The sequence below is a fragment of the Rhizobium sp. RCC_161_2 genome, assembly GCF_041355235.1.
In the GTDB taxonomy this organism is placed as follows: domain Bacteria; phylum Pseudomonadota; class Alphaproteobacteria; order Rhizobiales; family Rhizobiaceae; genus Rhizobium.
Genome location: NZ_JBFUPL010000008.1, coordinates 277199 through 293920 on the forward strand (window position 1 = coordinate 277199; position 16722 = coordinate 293920).

At 61.8% G+C, this 16722-nt stretch carries 14 protein-coding genes; 4 read left to right on the top strand and 10 right to left on the bottom strand.

All coding sequences use genetic code 11. The features are described 5' to 3' along the window. The first annotated feature begins 4 nt into the window (after positions 1-4). Positions 5-703, top strand: coding sequence for a 6-phosphogluconolactonase (gene pgl, locus AB6803_RS21470; protein ID WP_371110853.1), 699 nt, complete (start codon positions 5-7; stop codon positions 701-703). A gap of 180 nt (positions 704-883) precedes the next feature. Next, a complete protein-coding gene (gene edd / locus AB6803_RS21475) occupies positions 884-2707 on the top strand; it encodes a phosphogluconate dehydratase (protein ID WP_371110780.1) in 1824 nt (607 codons plus the stop codon). A 46-nt stretch (positions 2708-2753) separates the two neighbouring features. Here the strand turns inward: edd and AB6803_RS21480 are convergent, their stop codons facing one another. Further along, on the bottom strand, positions 2754-3659 hold the full coding sequence (locus tag AB6803_RS21480; protein WP_371110781.1) for a DUF3313 domain-containing protein: 906 nt from the start codon (positions 3657-3659) through the stop codon (positions 2754-2756). A gap of 204 nt (positions 3660-3863) precedes the next feature. Between AB6803_RS21480 and AB6803_RS21485 the strand changes: the two genes are divergently transcribed. Further along, positions 3864-4454 carry a TetR/AcrR family transcriptional regulator gene (locus AB6803_RS21485; RefSeq protein ID WP_371110782.1) on the top strand — a complete coding sequence of 197 codons (591 nt, stop codon included), beginning with the start codon at positions 3864-3866 and terminating at the stop codon, positions 4452-4454. A 28-nt stretch (positions 4455-4482) separates the two neighbouring features. Here AB6803_RS21485 and AB6803_RS21490 read toward each other — a convergent pair whose 3' ends face one another. From AB6803_RS21490 to AB6803_RS21515, 6 genes are all read right to left on the bottom strand, one after another. After that, on the bottom strand, positions 4483-4836 hold the full coding sequence (locus tag AB6803_RS21490; RefSeq protein ID WP_371110854.1) for a hypothetical protein: 354 nt from the start codon (positions 4834-4836) through the stop codon (positions 4483-4485). 199 nt (positions 4837-5035) lie between these two features. Beyond that, a complete protein-coding gene (locus tag AB6803_RS21495; protein WP_065707128.1) occupies positions 5036-6127 on the bottom strand; it encodes an ABC transporter ATP-binding protein in 1092 nt (363 codons plus the stop codon). Positions 6128-6148: 21 nt separating this feature from the next. After that, a complete protein-coding gene (locus AB6803_RS21500; protein WP_371110783.1) occupies positions 6149-7801 on the bottom strand; it encodes an alpha-glucosidase family protein in 1653 nt (550 codons plus the stop codon). 42 nt (positions 7802-7843) lie between these two features. Further along, on the bottom strand, positions 7844-9007 hold the full coding sequence (locus AB6803_RS21505; protein WP_371110784.1) for a carbohydrate ABC transporter permease: 1164 nt from the start codon (positions 9005-9007) through the stop codon (positions 7844-7846). Position 9008: 1 nt separating this feature from the next. Then, on the bottom strand, positions 9009-10025 hold the full coding sequence (locus AB6803_RS21510; protein ID WP_007700127.1) for a carbohydrate ABC transporter permease: 1017 nt from the start codon (positions 10023-10025) through the stop codon (positions 9009-9011). A 131-nt stretch (positions 10026-10156) separates the two neighbouring features. Then, positions 10157-11518: an ABC transporter substrate-binding protein gene (locus tag AB6803_RS21515; protein ID WP_203469685.1), complete on the bottom strand. Its 1362-nt coding sequence runs from the start codon at positions 11516-11518 to the stop codon at positions 10157-10159. A gap of 310 nt (positions 11519-11828) precedes the next feature. On the opposite strand from AB6803_RS21515, the gene AB6803_RS21520 reads away from it, so the two are divergent. Then, a complete protein-coding gene (locus AB6803_RS21520) occupies positions 11829-12854 on the top strand; it encodes a LacI family DNA-binding transcriptional regulator (RefSeq protein ID WP_371110785.1) in 1026 nt (341 codons plus the stop codon). A gap of 6 nt (positions 12855-12860) precedes the next feature. Here the strand turns inward: AB6803_RS21520 and folD are convergent, their stop codons facing one another. The 3 genes from folD to AB6803_RS21535 all read right to left on the bottom strand — a co-directional run bounded on the left by folD (position 12861) and on the right by AB6803_RS21535 (position 16657). Next, on the bottom strand, positions 12861-13760 hold the full coding sequence (gene folD / locus AB6803_RS21525) for a bifunctional methylenetetrahydrofolate dehydrogenase/methenyltetrahydrofolate cyclohydrolase FolD (RefSeq protein ID WP_371110786.1): 900 nt from the start codon (positions 13758-13760) through the stop codon (positions 12861-12863). 104 nt (positions 13761-13864) lie between these two features. Continuing rightward, entirely contained in the window at positions 13865-15760 is a 1896-nt protein-coding gene (locus AB6803_RS21530; protein WP_371110787.1) for a succinoglycan biosynthesis protein exop, read from the bottom strand. 78 nt (positions 15761-15838) lie between these two features. Then, positions 15839-16657 (bottom strand): WecB/TagA/CpsF family glycosyltransferase, encoded by an 819-nt coding sequence (locus AB6803_RS21535; RefSeq protein ID WP_371110788.1) that lies wholly within the window; start codon positions 16655-16657, stop codon positions 15839-15841. Positions 16658-16722 lie beyond the last annotated feature (65 nt).

Here is a 16722-nt window from a genome sequence, read left to right on the forward strand (position 1 = left end):
GACGATGACAGCGAACATGCATGCTTTCGCCAATGGCGCCGAACTCGCCGGCAAGCTCGCGGACAAGGTGGTCGAGGTTCTCTCGGCCGCCATCACCGCCCGCGGCTCCGCAAGCATCGCGGTCTCCGGCGGCTCGACGCCGAAGGCCTTCTTCCAGGCGCTGTCGTCGCGTCCGCTCGACTGGGGCAAGGTGACGATCACCCTCGTCGACGAACGGTTCGTGCCGGCGGACAACCCGCGCTCGAACCACCTGCTCGTCCAGGAAAACCTGCTGAAGGACAAGGCTGCATCGGCGCAGTTCCTTCCGCTCTACCAGGCCGCGGCGTCCGCTGAGGAGGCCGCCGTCATCGCCACGGAAAAGACCAGGGGTGTCGGCCATCCCTTCGATGTCGTCATCCTCGGCATGGGCAATGACGGCCACACGGCCTCGTTCTTTCCGGGCGGCAGCAATCTTGCCACCGCCCTTGATCCGAAGACCCCGCGCGGCATCATCACGATGGAAGCCGAGGGGGCCGGCGAGCCACGCCTGACCTTCACCTTCTCCAGCCTTCAGGATGCCCGATTGCTGGTGCTCCATATCGAGGGAGAGGGCAAGAAGGACGTTCTCGCCAAGGCCGAGGCAGCGGGAGAAGAGACCGAAATGCCGATCCGCGCCATGCTGCGCCGGGCCGCTTCTCCGGTCGAGATTTACTGGGCTCCCTGACACGACCGAACGGTCGTCATCGGACCCTGAATGACACAGCAACGGCTGCTGCGCCACGCGCCCGAAAGGGCGTGCCGGCATAGCAGTGACATTTCAAGCCTGCGCCCGGTCCTTTCCCTAGACAAGATCGAAGGTGATCTTTCGGGACCAAGCGCAAGAACAGCCGGAGGCAGATCGACCATGGCCGCTGACGCCCGCATATCCGCGATTACCGCACGTATCGTCGAACGTTCGAAACCAACGCGCGAGCTCTATCTGGAGCGCCTGCGCAACGCCGCAACCAAGGGCGCTCAACGCTCCATTCTCGGCTGCGCCAACCTCGCTCACGGCTTCGCAGTCTGTTCCCCCTCCGAGAAGGAGGCACTGGCGGGCGACCGCGTGCCCAATCTCGGAATCATCACCTCCTATAACGACATGCTCTCGGCGCATCAGCCCTTCGAGACCTATCCCGCGATTATCCGCGAAGCGGCGGCGCAAGCCGGTGGCATCGCCCAGGTTGCAGGCGGCGTGCCCGCCATGTGCGACGGCGTTACCCAGGGTCAGCCGGGCATGGAGCTGTCGCTGTTCTCTCGCGACCTGATCGCCATGTCGGCCGGCGTCGGCCTGTCGCACAACATGTTCGACGCGGCTGTCTTCCTCGGCGTCTGCGACAAGATCGTGCCGGGCCTCGTGATTGCCGCCCTCTCCTTCGGCCATTTGCCGGCCGTCTTCATTCCGGCGGGACCGATGACCACGGGCCTGCCGAACGACGAGAAGTCGCGTGTGCGCCAGCTCTTTGCCGAAGGCAAGGTCGGCCGCGCCGAGCTGCTGGAAGCGGAATCGAAGTCCTATCACGGCCCCGGCACCTGCACCTTCTACGGCACGGCCAATTCCAACCAGATGCTGATGGAGATCATGGGCTTCCATATGCCCGGCGCTTCCTTCGTCAATCCCGGTACGCCGCTGCGCGAAGCGCTGACCCGCGAGGCCACCAAGCGTGCACTCGCCATCACCGCCATGGGCAATGAATTCACGCCCGCCGGCGAGATGATCGACGAGCGCTCGATCGTCAACGGCGTCGTCGGCCTGCATGCAACCGGTGGCTCGACCAACCACACGATGCATCTGGTCGCCATGGCGCGCGCGGCCGGCATCGCCCTCACCTGGCAGGATATTTCAGAGCTGTCGGACATCATTCCGCTGCTCGCCCGCGTCTATCCAAACGGTCTTGCCGACGTAAACCATTTCCATGCCGCCGGCGGCATGGGCTTCCTGATCAAGGAGCTCCTGAAGAAGGGAATGCTGCACGACGACGTCCGTACCGTCGCCGGCCAGGGGCTTTCCGCCTATTCGATCGAGGTAAAGATCGGCGCCGATGGCGGCGTGGTCCGCGAACCGGCGCCGGAAAAGAGCGGCGATCCGAAGGTCTTGTCGACCATCGACGCGCCGTTCCAGGGCAATGGCGGGCTGAAGATGCTGCGCGGCAATATCGGCAAGGCGGTGATCAAGATCTCCGCCGTCAAGCCGGAGCGTCATATCATCGAAGCGCCCGCCGTCATCTTCCACGACCAGCTGGAGATGCAGCAGGCTTTCAAGGACGGCAAGCTGAACCGCGATTTCGTCGCCGTCGTCCGCTTCCAGGGGCCGAAGGCCAACGGCATGCCGGAGCTGCACAAGCTGACCCCTGCCCTCGGCGTGCTGCAGGACCGCGGCTTCCGCGTGGCGCTTCTGACCGACGGGCGCATGTCCGGCGCGTCGGGCAAGGTTCCGGCCGCGATCCACGTCACGCCGGAGGCCATCGATGGCGGCCCGATCGCCCGCATCCAGGAGGGTGACATCATCCGTATCGACGCGATTGCCGGCACGCTGGAAGTGCTGGTCGACGCCGCGACCATGGCCGAACGCACGCCTGTTGTCGCCGACCTCTCCGAGAACGAGTTCGGCATGGGCCGAGAACTCTTCGCCCCCTTCCGCCGTGCCGCCGGCCCGGCCGATCAGGGCGCCAGCGTCCTGTTCCATCACTAAAACCTACCCGCTTTCAGGCGCTATCGCCTGAAAGCGGGTAAAATGCTTACGAGGCGTTCGGCGCAGTTTTGTCCGTCCATTTTGGCGGAAGCCCTATCCGCTCGCCGATGAAGCCGGCAACGCCCGGCGACTTTCCGAACACCTTGCACGCCTCGTATTTCGGCGCGCGCCCGACGAGGCCCGCCAGCTTCGCCCCGGATGGAAAAGGCATCGTTCCAAACGGCGTCCTGCCCTTGACGAGCATCTTGCTGAAATCACTGCCGAACTTCGCGGCGAGGCTATAGGCATCCCCCTCCTTGGCGACGGTTCCCGAATCGAAAAACGCGTTCGCACCGCGCCCCCAGATCATCACCGCCTTCTGCGCGCCTTGACCGTCGATCGCCTCGGCCTCGAGTGACAGGCTGCCCATTCCGATCGGGATACGGGGAACAGGAACAGGTACGCCCGGCAGCAGCACGCTTTTGGCCACCGACGCCACTTTCGACGCGCCGACCGCCGTCGTGTTGGTCGGCTTGACCTGCGTGACCACGGCACGAACGGTCAAATCCGCCGGCTGCGACAGGCCGACGACGACGAAACGCTCGCTCAATCCCGAGCAAAGCGTTCTATCAACAGCATTGGTGACGAGGTTTCGCTGCGCGGGCGTGAAAGCAGCGCTTTCAGCCCGCATGGAAAAGGCGGTCGGAATGATCTTTACCGTCTTCGCCGCAAGGACCTCATCCTTGTTCACCTTGAGAAGCGAGCGGGTTACCATCCCGTCCGATTGTTTCAGGCCATCATAGGATCGCAGGGAACCCGCGCGGTCCAGGGGTGCCGACGCACAACCGGCAACCAGCAAACTGAGAGACGCGACCGTCGGCCAGACGGCGAGCGGACCCGCTCGACGTGCCCTGGAGGGGATCGGACCATGCACTGCTGTCGTATCGCAATTGGAAATCGGGCTGACTGGCATGGCGTACCGGTTCTCCTCTGCCTGCTTCGGGCATCTCAAGTTAACATTAATTATTACACTGGGTGTAAAAATTAATGTTGGCAACTTTGCGGCAACCATCGAGCGAGACGGACGAATTATTTCACCTGCAATGAAAGTGGCAAAAAGCCGGGAGCAAGTCCCGACAGGTTTGTGTGTCGCGACAACTTATGACAAAATATTTCAATGCATGACGCCCCCTCAAAACCGGAAGGCCTGCGCGAGCGAAAACGCCGCTTGACGTTTCAACGCATCGCGGATGTCGGAATGAAATCCTTTCTTGCAAAAGGCTATCAGGAGACGACCCTCGACGAGATCGCGGCCGCAGCCGGCATTTCCCGGCGAACCTTCTTTTATTATTTCAAAAGCAAGAACGAGATTCTTCTGGCGCATCAGCGCGGCTATATAGAAGCCCTCAAAACGTCGGTCCTGGAGAGTGCATCGGCTGGGCGACCGCTCGAGATCGTACATCAGGCGCTGCGCAAGCTCATTGAACGTGTCCAGACATCCCAGCTCCTCGCCGTTGCCCGGCTACTGCGACAAAGCGATGCGTTGCGTGTCCGCACGCGTGGCAACTATCTGGGACTTGAACAGGCCGTCTACGAGAGCCTATGCGAGCTGTTTCCAGCCATGGATCGTGACGAACTGCGGCTGATTTCCATGATATCGGTGAGCCCCCTTCGCCTTGCCGTCAACAAATGGCTTCAGGAGGATGGCCAGCACCCGCTGATGGGTTATCTTGAGGACGCGCTCAGAAAATTCGGGACGGCGATCTAGCCGATCGAACACTTCCGGCTGACTTTGCTCAGGCGCGAATATCGAGCACGCGGTCGCGATGCGCCGGATGGGTGCTGTAGACGAAGATTTTGTTCATTTCCTTCTCCGACAGCAGCCGCAGGAAGCGGACCTCCACCGTATTGTTGGAAAAGATCTTCATCAGCACGCAGCCAATCTTGCTGAGGCGGGCATCGGGGATGTCGAGATAAAATTGCTTCGGCAGATTGAACTGCGTGAGGATCGCCAGCACCGCGCTGGTCTGCGAGATACGAATGATGTCGCAGCGGCGTGAGGCCAGGTTGAGAACGCCTCTTTCGGTATATTCGATCCGTGCCGCGTTCATCGTGTCCTGCATCCTGTACCGCGCCTCGCGGTCGTACATGAAGGACTCTTCCTTGTTGAGAAAATGCTGGCCTGAATGCGCTGCGCCGCGAGCTGCCATTGCCGTAAATCCCTAGAGTAGCTTACGGGTCATACGCTACCAGCGGGTATTTAACAGAAGGTTTGGAAGCGCTAGCCCAAGTTGCATTTATTTTATGAATTTGATCGGGCTAGCGCAGCTGTACCCCTGGCAAGGTGCCTTATTGCTTACGATAGGTATGGCCTTCGGCGTCGAAGAGATGCAGCTTCTGCCTGTCGGCCGCAAAGCGCATCTTCTGTCCGCGCTTGACGTCCGCAATGCCGGGGATCTTGACGATGATCGGCTCGCCATCCACCAGGCCCTCGATATAGAGCTGCGTGACTTCGCCGAGCGCTTCGACGATCGAAACCTCGCCCTCGAAGAGGTAATTCTCGTCGGTGGCGACCCGCAGGTCTTCCGGGCGAACGCCGAAGCTCGCGGTCTTGCCGCGCTCGGAAGCAGCCGTCGAGATATCGAGGGTCACCGACTTGCCGCCCGTCAGCGTCACCGTCGTTTTCTCGCCGGCCTCGGTCACCGTCGCCGGGATAATGTTCATGGCCGGCGAGCCGATGAACTTTGCGACGAAGAGGTTGGCCGGATGCTCGTAAAGCTCAAGCGGTGCGCCCACCTGCTCGACACGGCCGGCCGACAAGACGACGATGCGGTCGGCAAGCGTCATGGCTTCGACCTGATCGTGGGTGACGTAGATCATCGTCGTCTCAGGCATGGATTCGCTGAGCTTGGCGATCTCGATGCGGGTCGCAACACGCAATGCCGCGTCGAGGTTGGACAACGGCTCGTCGAAGAGGAAGACCTTCGGGTTGCGGCAGATGGCGCGGCCAATGGCGACGCGCTGGCGCTGGCCGCCCGAAAGCGCCTTGGGCAAGCGCTCGAGATATTGCGTCAGCTGAAGGCTCGCCGCCGCGGCGCGAACGCGGCGGTCGATCTCCTTCTTGTTTTCCTTCGCGATCCGCATGCCGAAGGCCATGTTGTCGTAGACCGTCATGTGCGGATAGAGGGCATAGGACTGGAAGACCATCGCGATGCCGCGCCTGGAGGGCGGCACTTCGTTGACCTTCTGCCCCGCAATGAGCATATCGCCGGCGGTGATGCTCTCCAGCCCGGCGATCATCCGCAGCAAGGTGGATTTGCCGCATCCGGAGGGCCCAACGAAGACGATGAACTCGCCTTGCTGGATCTCCAGATCGATGCCGTGCAGGACGTGCACGCTTCCGTATGACTTACGGATGTCCTTTAGAACCAGTCCCGTCATCTCTGCCCTCCTCCCAGGCACTCAGGCCAGGCGCGCGAAATAAGCGCCCCAGGCCGGAATATCGATCTTGTTGCCGTAATTGTTGCTTGCAAACCCATGGCCGGTCAGGGCCTGCCAGTTCCCCTCGGGCAGGGTCGCGGCCGCCTCCGTGGCGCTCATGTTGAAGACGCAGAGAATGGTCTCGTCGTCATGGCGGCGCGTATAGATCAGCACGTCGTCCTGCGGTTCCACGAAAGCAATCTCGCCCTTGGCAAAAGCCGGATGCTGCTTTCGGAAGGCCAGGAAACGGCGGTACTGCTCCAGCACCGAATTCTCGTCGCCCTGCTGCACGCTGACGGCGCGCAGAATGTGTTCCACCGGCACCGGCAGCCAGGGCTTCACCGTCGAGAAGCCGCCCTGCGCCATCTGGCTGTCCCAAACCATCGGTGTACGGCAGCCGTCGCGGCCCTTGAACTCCGGCCAGAACTGGATGCCGTAGGGATCCTGCAGGTCCTGATAGGCGAGATCCGCTTCCGTCAGCCCCAGCTCCTCGCCCTGATAGATGCAGACCGAGCCGCGCAGCGTCAGAAGAAGGGCCGCATATTGCTTGGCGAAGGCATCGCGGTCGGCGACCAAGTTGCCCCAGCGGCTGACATGGCGCACCACATCATGGTTCGAGAACGCCCAGCATGCCCAGCCGTCCGGCGCTGCCGCGCCGAAATCGTCCATGACCTCTTCGACACGGTCCGGCGACAGCGCATCCGGCGACAGGAATTCGAAGGCGTAGCACATATGCATCTTGTCATCGCCGGCCGTATATTCGCCGACGATCTCAAGGCCGCGCTGACTGTCGCCGACTTCGCCGACAGCGGCGATTGCCGGGTATTCATCGAGCACGGCGCGGAAGCGCTTCAGGAATGCCAGGTTCTCCGGACGGTTCTTGTCGTAGAGATGCTCCTGGAAATTATACGGATTGACCGCCGGTGCGGTCGACGCGTTGCGGCGCGACGGCTCGAGCGCCGGGTTGTCGCGCAGTTCCCTGTCGTGGAAATAGAAATTGATGGTGTCGAGGCGGAAACCGTCGACGCCGCGATCCAGCCAGAAGCGCACGACATTGAGCAGACGATCCTGCACTTCAGGATTATGCAGGTTCATGTCCGGCTGCGAGGTCAGGAAGTTATGCATATAGTACTGCATGCGGGTTGGATCCCACGCCCAGGCCGAACCGCCGAAGATCGACAGCCAGTTGTTGGGCGGCGTACCGTCCGGCTTGGCATCAGTCCAGACATACCAGTCGGCCTTGGGATTGTCCTTGCTGGAGCGGCTCTCGACGAACCAGGGGTGGCGGTCGGAGCTGTGCGACAGGACCAGGTCGATCATCACCTTTATACCGAGGCGATGGGCCTCGCTCATCATCACATCGAAATCGGCAAGCGTGCCGAAGATCGGATCGACATCCTCGTAATCGGAGACGTCGTAGCCGAAATCGCGCATCGGCGAGGTGAAGAACGGCGAAATCCAGATTGCGTCGACGCCGAGGGCTGCGACATGCGGCAGACGGGCGGCAATGCCCTTGAGGTCGCCGATGCCGTCACCATTGGAGTCCTGATAGGAGCGCGGATAGATCTGATAGATCACGGCTCCCCGCCACCAGTCCTTGTCCACGGTCGCAATCGATTGAGAGGCAATGCTCATTCTGTATAGGTCCTGTATGAATACTTAAGCTGAGGTCTTTGATCAGCCTCCCTTCACCGACCCGGAGAGCAGACCGCGCACGAGGTAGCGCTGCAGACCGAAGAAGACGAGGAGCGGGATCAGAATGGTGACGAAGGCAGAGGCCGTCAGGATCTCCCAATTGCCGCCGCGCGAGCCGAGCAGCGCGTTCAAGGCGGCCGTGAGAACCAGGTGATCCTTGTCGGTACCGAGGAACACCATGGCGATCAGAAGGTCGTTCCAGACCCAAAGGAACTGGAAGATCGCGAAGGAGGCGAGCGCCGGGAAGGACAGCGGCAGGATGATCTTGACGAAGATGTCGAAGTCGCTGGCGCCGTCGACGCGGGCGGATTCGATGATCTCTTTCGGCAGGCCGGCGATATAATTGCGCAGCAAATAGATCGCGAGTGGCAGGCCGAAGGCGGTATGCGCCATCCAGATGCCGGGATAGGTTTTCGACGGCACCCCGAACATCTGGCCGATCTCGTTGTAGATGCGCAGCAACGGGATCAGCGACATCTGCAGCGGCACGACGATGAGGCCGACGACGAGCGCGATCAGCAGCGCGCGGCCGGGAAACTCCATCCAGGCGAGCGCATAGGCCGCGAAAGCCGCGATCAGGATCGGGATAACCGTCGCCGGAATGGTAACCGTCAGCGAATTGATGAAGGACTGGCCGACGCCCTCGCCCGTCAGAACGTTTCGATAGTTCTCTAGAGTGAATTGCGGCGGCGTGGCGATGGTCAGATAGATGCGCTTGGCGCGCGCATCCGCCTCAAAAGCCCCGTTCTTCTGGTAGCGATAGCTGCCGTCGGCATTGATGGTGAGCGTCTCGCCATTGCCGAGGTCGGCGGCCGAGCCGACCTTGTAGGCCGCCGGTTCCTGTACGCGCATACCGAAGGCTTCGATCCTGCCGTTACCGCTGTTGCCTTCGCCGGCGACCGTACCGGCGATGACATAATTGGGGCCATCCTGCACCGCCTTGTCGGGGCCGGCCAGGCGCACGGCCGCCGTCTGCGATGAGCCAGAGAAAGCCGTCCACCAGCCGGAAACGACGATCTGGTCCTTGTCACGCAGGGCGGTGACGAAGATGCCGAGCGTCGGCAGCAGCCAAAGAAGGACGATGACCAGGACGCAGAAGTGAACGAAGAGGCGGGCGGGGCCGATGCGGCCGAGATTTCCAATCATGTCAGCGCCCCTTCGTTTCGGCGTTCGCACGACGGATGTTCCAGATCATGATCGGCGTGACGGCGGCCATGATGACAAGCGCGATGACGGCGCTGCGGCCGGAATCGCCGCCGCCGCGGAACATCCAGTTGAACATCAGATTTGCCAGCACCATCGTGTTCCACTGGCCGTTGGTCATGGTCAGCACGATGTCGAACACCTTGAGGACGAGGATGGTGATCGTGGTCCAGACGGTGGCGATCGTGCCCCAGACCTGCGGCACCATGATCTTCCAGAAGATCTGCCAGCCATTGGCGCCGTCGATGACGGCCGCTTCGATGGTTTCCTCGGAAATGCCGCGCAATGCCGCCGACAGAATGACCATGGCGAAGCCGGTCTGGATCCAGATCAGCATGACCATCAGGAAGAAATTGTTCCAGAAGGGGATGGTGATCCAGACTTCCGGCGTGCCGCCGAAAAGCTGCACGACCGCGTTCAGGAGGCCGATCTGCGTGTCGGTGCCGCCGCGATACTCGTAGATGAATTTCCAGATGACCGACGCGCCGACAAAGGAGATCGCCATCGGCATGAAGATGACCGCCTTGGCGATATTGCCCCACCAGATGCGGTCGGTCATCACGGCGATCACCAGGCCGAAGAAGGTGCAGGCGGCCGGCACGACGGCAAGCCAGAGGATGTTGTTGAAGATCGACTGGCGGAATTCCGTATCGTTGAAGGCCCAGACATAGTTGGCTGCACCGACGAACTTACTGCCGTCAGGACCGTAGAAGGACAGGATGAAGGTCGCGACCACCGGATAGACCAGATAGACGGCAAGCAGCAGGAGTGCCGGCCCGAGGAAAAGCCAGGGACGGATCAGTCCGCGACGACGCAGATTGACCGCGACCCGGTGGACATCGTCACCCTCTTTTGCCGGGAAAATCAGGTCCAGCAACTTGTTGGAAAACAGAAAATACGCGGCACAGACGGCAACGCCGAATATCATGGCTCCGACCGCCGACAGGATCTGCGAAATCATCTTTCCCTCCCGATTTTTTGCTTGCTCGAAGCCATCCGCCCGGCATCGTCGGCGCTCTCCAGGGCACCGATCGTCGCAAGGCAGATCGGCATCGCCGAGAGATACCGGCGATGCCTTTGCGCAATGTCAGACTATTTGATGCCGTCCCAAGCCTTCTGGATCGCGTCAGCCGAGTCCTGCGCCGACTTGCCGCCGACGAAGTCCACCATGCCGGTCCAGAACGCGCCCGCACCGATCTTGCCCGGCATCAGGTCGGAACCGTCGAAGCGGAAGGTCGTGGCGGTCGTCAGCAGTTCGCCTTCCTTCTTCATCGTATCGTTGGCGTAGGTGGCCGTGTTGACACCCTTATACGGGGTCAGGAAGCCGGACTGCGCCATCCAGACTTCCTGAGCGATCGGCGTCTGCAGGAACTGGATGAAGGCGCGCGCAGCCTTCGAGTCCTTGGTGATCGCCGCCAGCGTACCGGCACCGAGAACCGGCTTGCCAAGCTCTGGATGCGCTGCATAGGGCGGGAAGTAGAAGAAGTCGGCGTCCTGGCCGAGCTTCGTGCCCTCCGGGAAGAAGGACGGAATGAAGGAGGCCTGCTTGTGCAGGTAGCACTTCGGCGGAACCGCGAAGAGGCCCTTCGGGCTGTCGCGGAAGTCGGTCGAGGCAACAGCTGCGACGCCGCCGTTCACATATTTTGCATTCTTGGCGAACTTGCCGAATTCGTCGATGGCGTTGACCACCTTCGGATCGTTGAACTTCAGGCTGTTGTCGACCCAGCCGTCATAATCCTGCGGCGATACGGTGCGCAGCATCAGGTCTTCGACCCAGTCGGTCGCTGGCCAGCCGGTGGCGCCGCCCGAACCGAGACCGATGCACCAGGGCGTGCCGCCGTCCTTGACGATCTGGTCGGAGAGCTTGAACAGGTCTTCCATGGTGGTGGGGACCTTGTAACCGGCTTCCTCGAAGTTTTCCGGCACGTACCAGACGAGCGACTTCAGGTCGGCCTTGTAGGGGAAGGCATAGAAGGCATCCTTGCCATCCTTGCCTTTATAGGTGCCGTAACCGACCCAGCTGTCGCCGGCGCCGTAGTTCGTCTTGACCCAGGAGGCCAGATCGTCGCCGAGCGGCGCCAGATAACCCTTGCTGGCGAGGTTGGCCAGAAGACCCGGCTGCGGCAGGATCGCGACGTTCGGCGGCGAGCCGGCCTGGGTGTCGATGACGATCTGCTGCTCATAGTTTTCCGAGGACGAATATTTGACGTTCGCGCCGGTCGCCTCGGTGAAATAATTCAGAACGCTGGTGAAGAGCGCTTCATCCTCGCCACGCCACGGACCGAAGATGGTCAGCGTCTCGCCTTTCAGATCCGCATGGGCGGACTTGAAGTCGTCATAGCTCTTCCAGTTGAACTTCGCATCCTGACCGGGCTGGAATTTCAGATCGGCCGACATCGCCGTTCCGGCCGCCAGGGCGGCAACGGCAACGGTCATCAAAAACAACTTTTTCATGTGGTTGTCCTCCCAAATACAAATCTTACGAGCCGAGCACATCCCGCGTGCTGTGCGCTCATTTTCTCAAAGCGCTTTGGCTACCCACTCATCCCATTGCGGGCAGCGAGGAGTCAAGCGATTTTGCGGAAATGGCCGCAATGCACAGCATATCTCGCGTTGCAGCATGAAATGGGCAGCAATATTTCGCTATTAGCCTTGTTTCAAATGCTTGTCTTGCTACATAGTTAAAAGCGCTTTGGAAGCCGGTCGCCTGGCGGGAGGGATTTGGGCGTCATCGCGGCGGGGGGAGACGGAGGAGCCAAATCAAGTGAATCTGAAGCAGCTATCGCAAATGCTCGGCCTGTCGCAGACCACGGTCAGCCGCGCGCTGAATGGGTATCCGGAAGTCAACCGCGAGACCCGTGAGCGCGTGCTCAAGGCAGTTCAGGAAACAGGCTATCGGCCCAACAAGGCAGCGCAGCGGCTGGCAACCGGCAAGGCCGGCTCGATCGGCTTGGTCATGCCGACCGCGCCCGGCAACCCCACCGACCTGCATTTCGGCGAGTTCCTGACAGGGCTTGGCGAAGAGGCGTTGCGGCACGATTTCCATTTCGTCGTGACGCCCGCCGATCCGAACGACGAGGTCGGCGCATTGAAGCGGCTTGCCGTCAGCGGCAATGTCGACGCCCTGTTCGTCAACTATATGCGCGGCCACGATCCTCGCCTCGACATGCTGAAATCGCTCTCCATGCCCTTCCTCGTACATGGACGGTCCATCGGCTCGGAACCGGACTACCCCTTTCTCGACATCGACAACGAAGCCGCCTTCTACGATGCCACCAAGCTGCTGCTGCAGCTTGGTCACAGGCGTTTCGCGCTGCTGAACGGTCCCATGTATCTCGATTTTGCGATCCGGCGGAAAAACGGCGTGGACGCCGCCCTTGCCGAGCGCGGGCTGGCGCTGGACGAAGCCTGCGTCAGCCATACGGCAATGACCGATGAACAGGGCCTGCTCATCATGGAGCGCATTCTGCAACTCGACAAACGGCCGACCGCCATTCTTTGCTCCAGTACCGTGCTGGCGCTGGGCGCGGTGCGCGCCATCAACCAGGCAAAACTGAAGCTCGGCGAGGATATCTCGCTGATTGCCCATGACGACGTGCTGACGCTTCTGAAACCGGAGAATTTCACCGTGCCGCTGACGACCACGCGCTCGTCGCTGCGCGCCGCCGGCGTACGCATTGCCGAGCGACTGATCGCCGGGATCAAGCATACGGAGACATTCCCCGAACAGGAGCTTTGGAAGACCGAACTCATCGTTCGCGCCTCGACCGGCGTGGCGCCGGCCGAATAAGCTAGTTCAGAACTTCGGTACTGGTTTTCCAGCAGCCCGATGAGCAGCAATGACGGTATTGGCCATCAGCATGGCGATGGTCATCGGCCCGACACCGCCCGGAACCGGCGTGATCACGGCAGCAACGTCGGAGGCCTCGGCAAAGGCGACATCGCCGACCAGACGGCTCTTGCCCTCGCCGCGCTCAGGCGCCGCAATCCGGTTGATACCGACATCGATCACCGTCGCTCCCGGCTTGATCCACTCGGCCTTCACCATCTGCGGCTGGCCGACAGCCGCCACCAGAATATCGGCGGTGCGGGCAACACTTGGTAGATCCTTGGTGCGGGAGTGTGCCGTCGTCACCGTCGCATTGGCGTTGAGGAGAAGCTGCGCCATCGGCTTGCCGAACAGGTTGGAGCGGCCGATGACCACCGCATTCAGACCCGACAGGTCCTCGCCGTGGATGCGGCGGACCAAAAGCATGGCGCCGGCCGGGGTACAGGAAATCAGGCCGGTTGCGAGATCACCGGTGGCAAGCTTGCCGGCATTGACCACATGCAGTCCGTCGACATCCTTGTCAGGCCGGATCGACTGGATGATCGGCTCCGAATTCAGATGCTTCGGCAAAGGCAGCTGCACCAGGATGCCGTGGATGGACGGATCTTCGTTCAGCGACTGGACGAGCTTTGCCAGTTCTTCCTGCGTCGTCTCGGCCGGCAGCGTGTGCTGGATGGACTTGAAGCCGCACTCCTTGGCCATCCGGCTCTTCGAAGTCACATAGCTGTGGCTGGCCGGATCATCGCCGACGATCACCACCGCAAGACCGGCCTTCACGCCCGCATCCGTCTCCAGCGCTGACGTTGCCGTCTTCACCGCCTCGATCACCGAAGCCGCCACCTGCTTGCCGTCGATCACAGTCGTCACGCGTCTCTCCCGATATAGTTCGGCGGCAATCTACAAGCCGTCGGCCCGGCAGATTTGCCTACGAACGCCCTATGATATCTGAAAGTGGTAATTGCAAGGAGAAATCAGCCGCGCCCGGTCCGCCGCTGTGCGGCATAAGTTTCCACCTTCGCACGCAGCAGCGCCAATTCCCGCTGGATCTGCGTGAGTTCGTCGGTGACAATCGGCTGATCATCGGCGACGGGAATGGCCTCGTCGAAGCGCGGTTGCGGGAGGTTTGAGACCGGTTCAGCTTCGGGATCGAAAAACGACTCCGGCACAGCAATCGACCCGGCCGCGCGATCTTGCGAAGGCAGCTGCCCTCCGATCCATTTCCTGAGGAAAACCAGGCAAAGCGCTGCACCGAGACCGATCAGGAAACCCGCGATCTGGCGACCGGCGAGATCGTCGTCGAGCGGCGCTTTTGCGGCCGTGGCCGGGGCGAGGACGGTGACCGGCGGCGCAACCTCGGCTGGAGCGGTATCGACGTTTTGCAGGTCGGCGTCATAGCGGCTTTGCGCCGCCGCCACATCATCCTGCAGTTGGGCGAGCCGCGCCATATCGACGTCGACGGTCTTTTGACCGAGGGCACCCATCCGCGCTGTAAGCTTTGCTTGATCCTCAAGCGCCGTCTTCAGGGCCGCATCGCTGCTGGCGACCAGACGCTGCAATTGATTGCGGATGTCGCCGGCAAGACTATCGACCGTTGCCTGCTGCGCCAGCAAGCGGGGATGCCGTGGGCCGAGCTGCGTGGAAAGCTGAGACAGGACGATCTTTGCGGCACTGTAGCGGCTGCGCAGATCATCGAGGCCGGCGGAGGACAGATCGCCCGGCAGCGCGCCGCTCATGACGGTGGCGGGGGTCGCGGATCTGGCGGCCGATGCACGGGATCTTGCGCTCAACACTGCGGCTTCGGAGGCTTTGATCTCGCCATCCAGCCGCTGCCGCTGCGCTTGCTGGTCCAGCGCCACCGCGATCTTGTCGTCGCCGTACTGCGCCTTGAAATTGGCGAGCGCGGCCTTTGCCTGTTCGAGATTCTTCAGGCTCCGGTCGGCGGGCGCGCTGTTTTTGCCGGTGAGGCCCGTACCATGCGCAACCATGGCATCGTAGATCGTCGCATCGGCCAGACGATTGGCGATCTCGACCGACCTCGTTGGATTGCCGGTGGTGACCGTGAGATGCAAGGTACCGGTCCGCGCATCGGCGATGACGGCGATGTCCTTCCGAAGAATGGCCTGCGCGCGCGACGGCGCGTCGGATGCGTTGCCATTGCCGGACAGCAAGTCCATAGCAACGCCGAAGGCTCCTGCATGGCCGCCGGTAAACTCCGGGTCACGGTCCAGCTTCAATCTGGCGACAAGATCGGAGAGCAGGGACGGAGCGCCGACGCGTTTGGCGACGACGTCCAGAAGCCCCTGCCCTTCCACCCGCAGGACAGCCTGCGAGGCATAGCGTGGCGGTGAGGCCAGTATCGTCGGAACGAAAGCACCGGCCAGCGAAACGGCGACGCCAAAAGCGACGGAACCGAGCCCGAATGCCCAGCGGCGCTGCGGCGCAGGCGCGACTGCTGGAATGGCCATCGGAGAAGACAGAGGAACAGCCGCGTCATCCATGTGGAGGGCGACGGGAGGATCATAGGCAGCCCGCGCCGGCTCGCCGTCCGCGATTGCTTCGTTGACGGCGGGGCGGTTTCGCAGGATATCGCGAATGCGGTCGGGCAGCGGCTGTGGCTCTTCGACTTCAACAGCCACGGATTTGGCCCGCCCCGAGACCGGATAGGGATCGCCATCCAGCATCTTCTGGATGATCGCCAGCAGCTGCGCATCGCTCGCCGTATGGGGATCCGCAGGCTGGAGATTGGCGGCAATCAGATAGCCATCCTCGCCACGGTCGAGATAGGCATGCGAGACCGCACCGCCGGAAGGCCTTGAGGCTTCCGTCTCGTCAGGGTGAGGTCTGGTTCTGGCCTTGTTGTCGAACATGGCGGATTATCTCTCACGCATGGCCAGCGACCGATGCAGATGGTTAACCCACTCTAAATTTTCATAGCAAAGAAAAGGTTAACAGCCGCCCGAAAGGGGATCAGCCGGCTCGCCGGCGCGCAGGATGCGTTGCTTGCGGCCGAACTGGTGCCGGACGACCTGATAGAGGAAGAGCGGCACGCCGAGCATATAACGCCGCCACAGCCGGCCCGGCTCCTGTGCCAGACGATAGGCCCATTCGAAGCGCGTAGCGCGCACCAAGGCAGGCGCCCGCGGCACGGTGCCGGAGACGAAATCGAACAGGGCGCCGACCGTCATCACCAGCCGGGCATGCTGTGGCTTGATATGCTCGGCAACCCATTTTTCCTGCAGCGGCGTTCCCATGCCGACGATCAGCACGTCGATATTTAGGCGGCTGATCTCCGCCGTCACCAGATCGTTCCCCGCCTCGCCGAAAAAGCCGTCGGCGATAACGATGAATTCATGCCAGGGCGCATGCTTGCGGAAATTTTCCGCGGCCTTCTCGATGACATGGCGGCGGCCGCCGACGAGGCCGATGCGCTTCGGCCGATCCATGAAGGTCAACAGCGCCGGCACGAAATCGGTGCCGTTCAGATTGGCCGGAAAGGGATCGCCATGGGCAATCCGGGAGGCGATATCCAGACCGACGCCATCGGGCAGAACGAGGTTTTGCGCGAGGACGTCGCGATAGTCGTCGTCGCGCAGCATCATCAGCATATTATGGGCATTGACGAAGGAGATCACGGTCTGGCCGGTGGGATGGGAGGCCAGTTCGTTGATGAAGGCGAGCGTCTCTTCCCAACCGAGATCGCAGACCGGCAGGTCGAAAATCATTCGACGCGATGCGTGCACGGCAAAATTTGCGACCAGATTCACCCAGGACCTCCTGCCTCGAACGCTCGATGTGCCCGGCGCCGGCAAAATTTGCGACGCAGATCTTG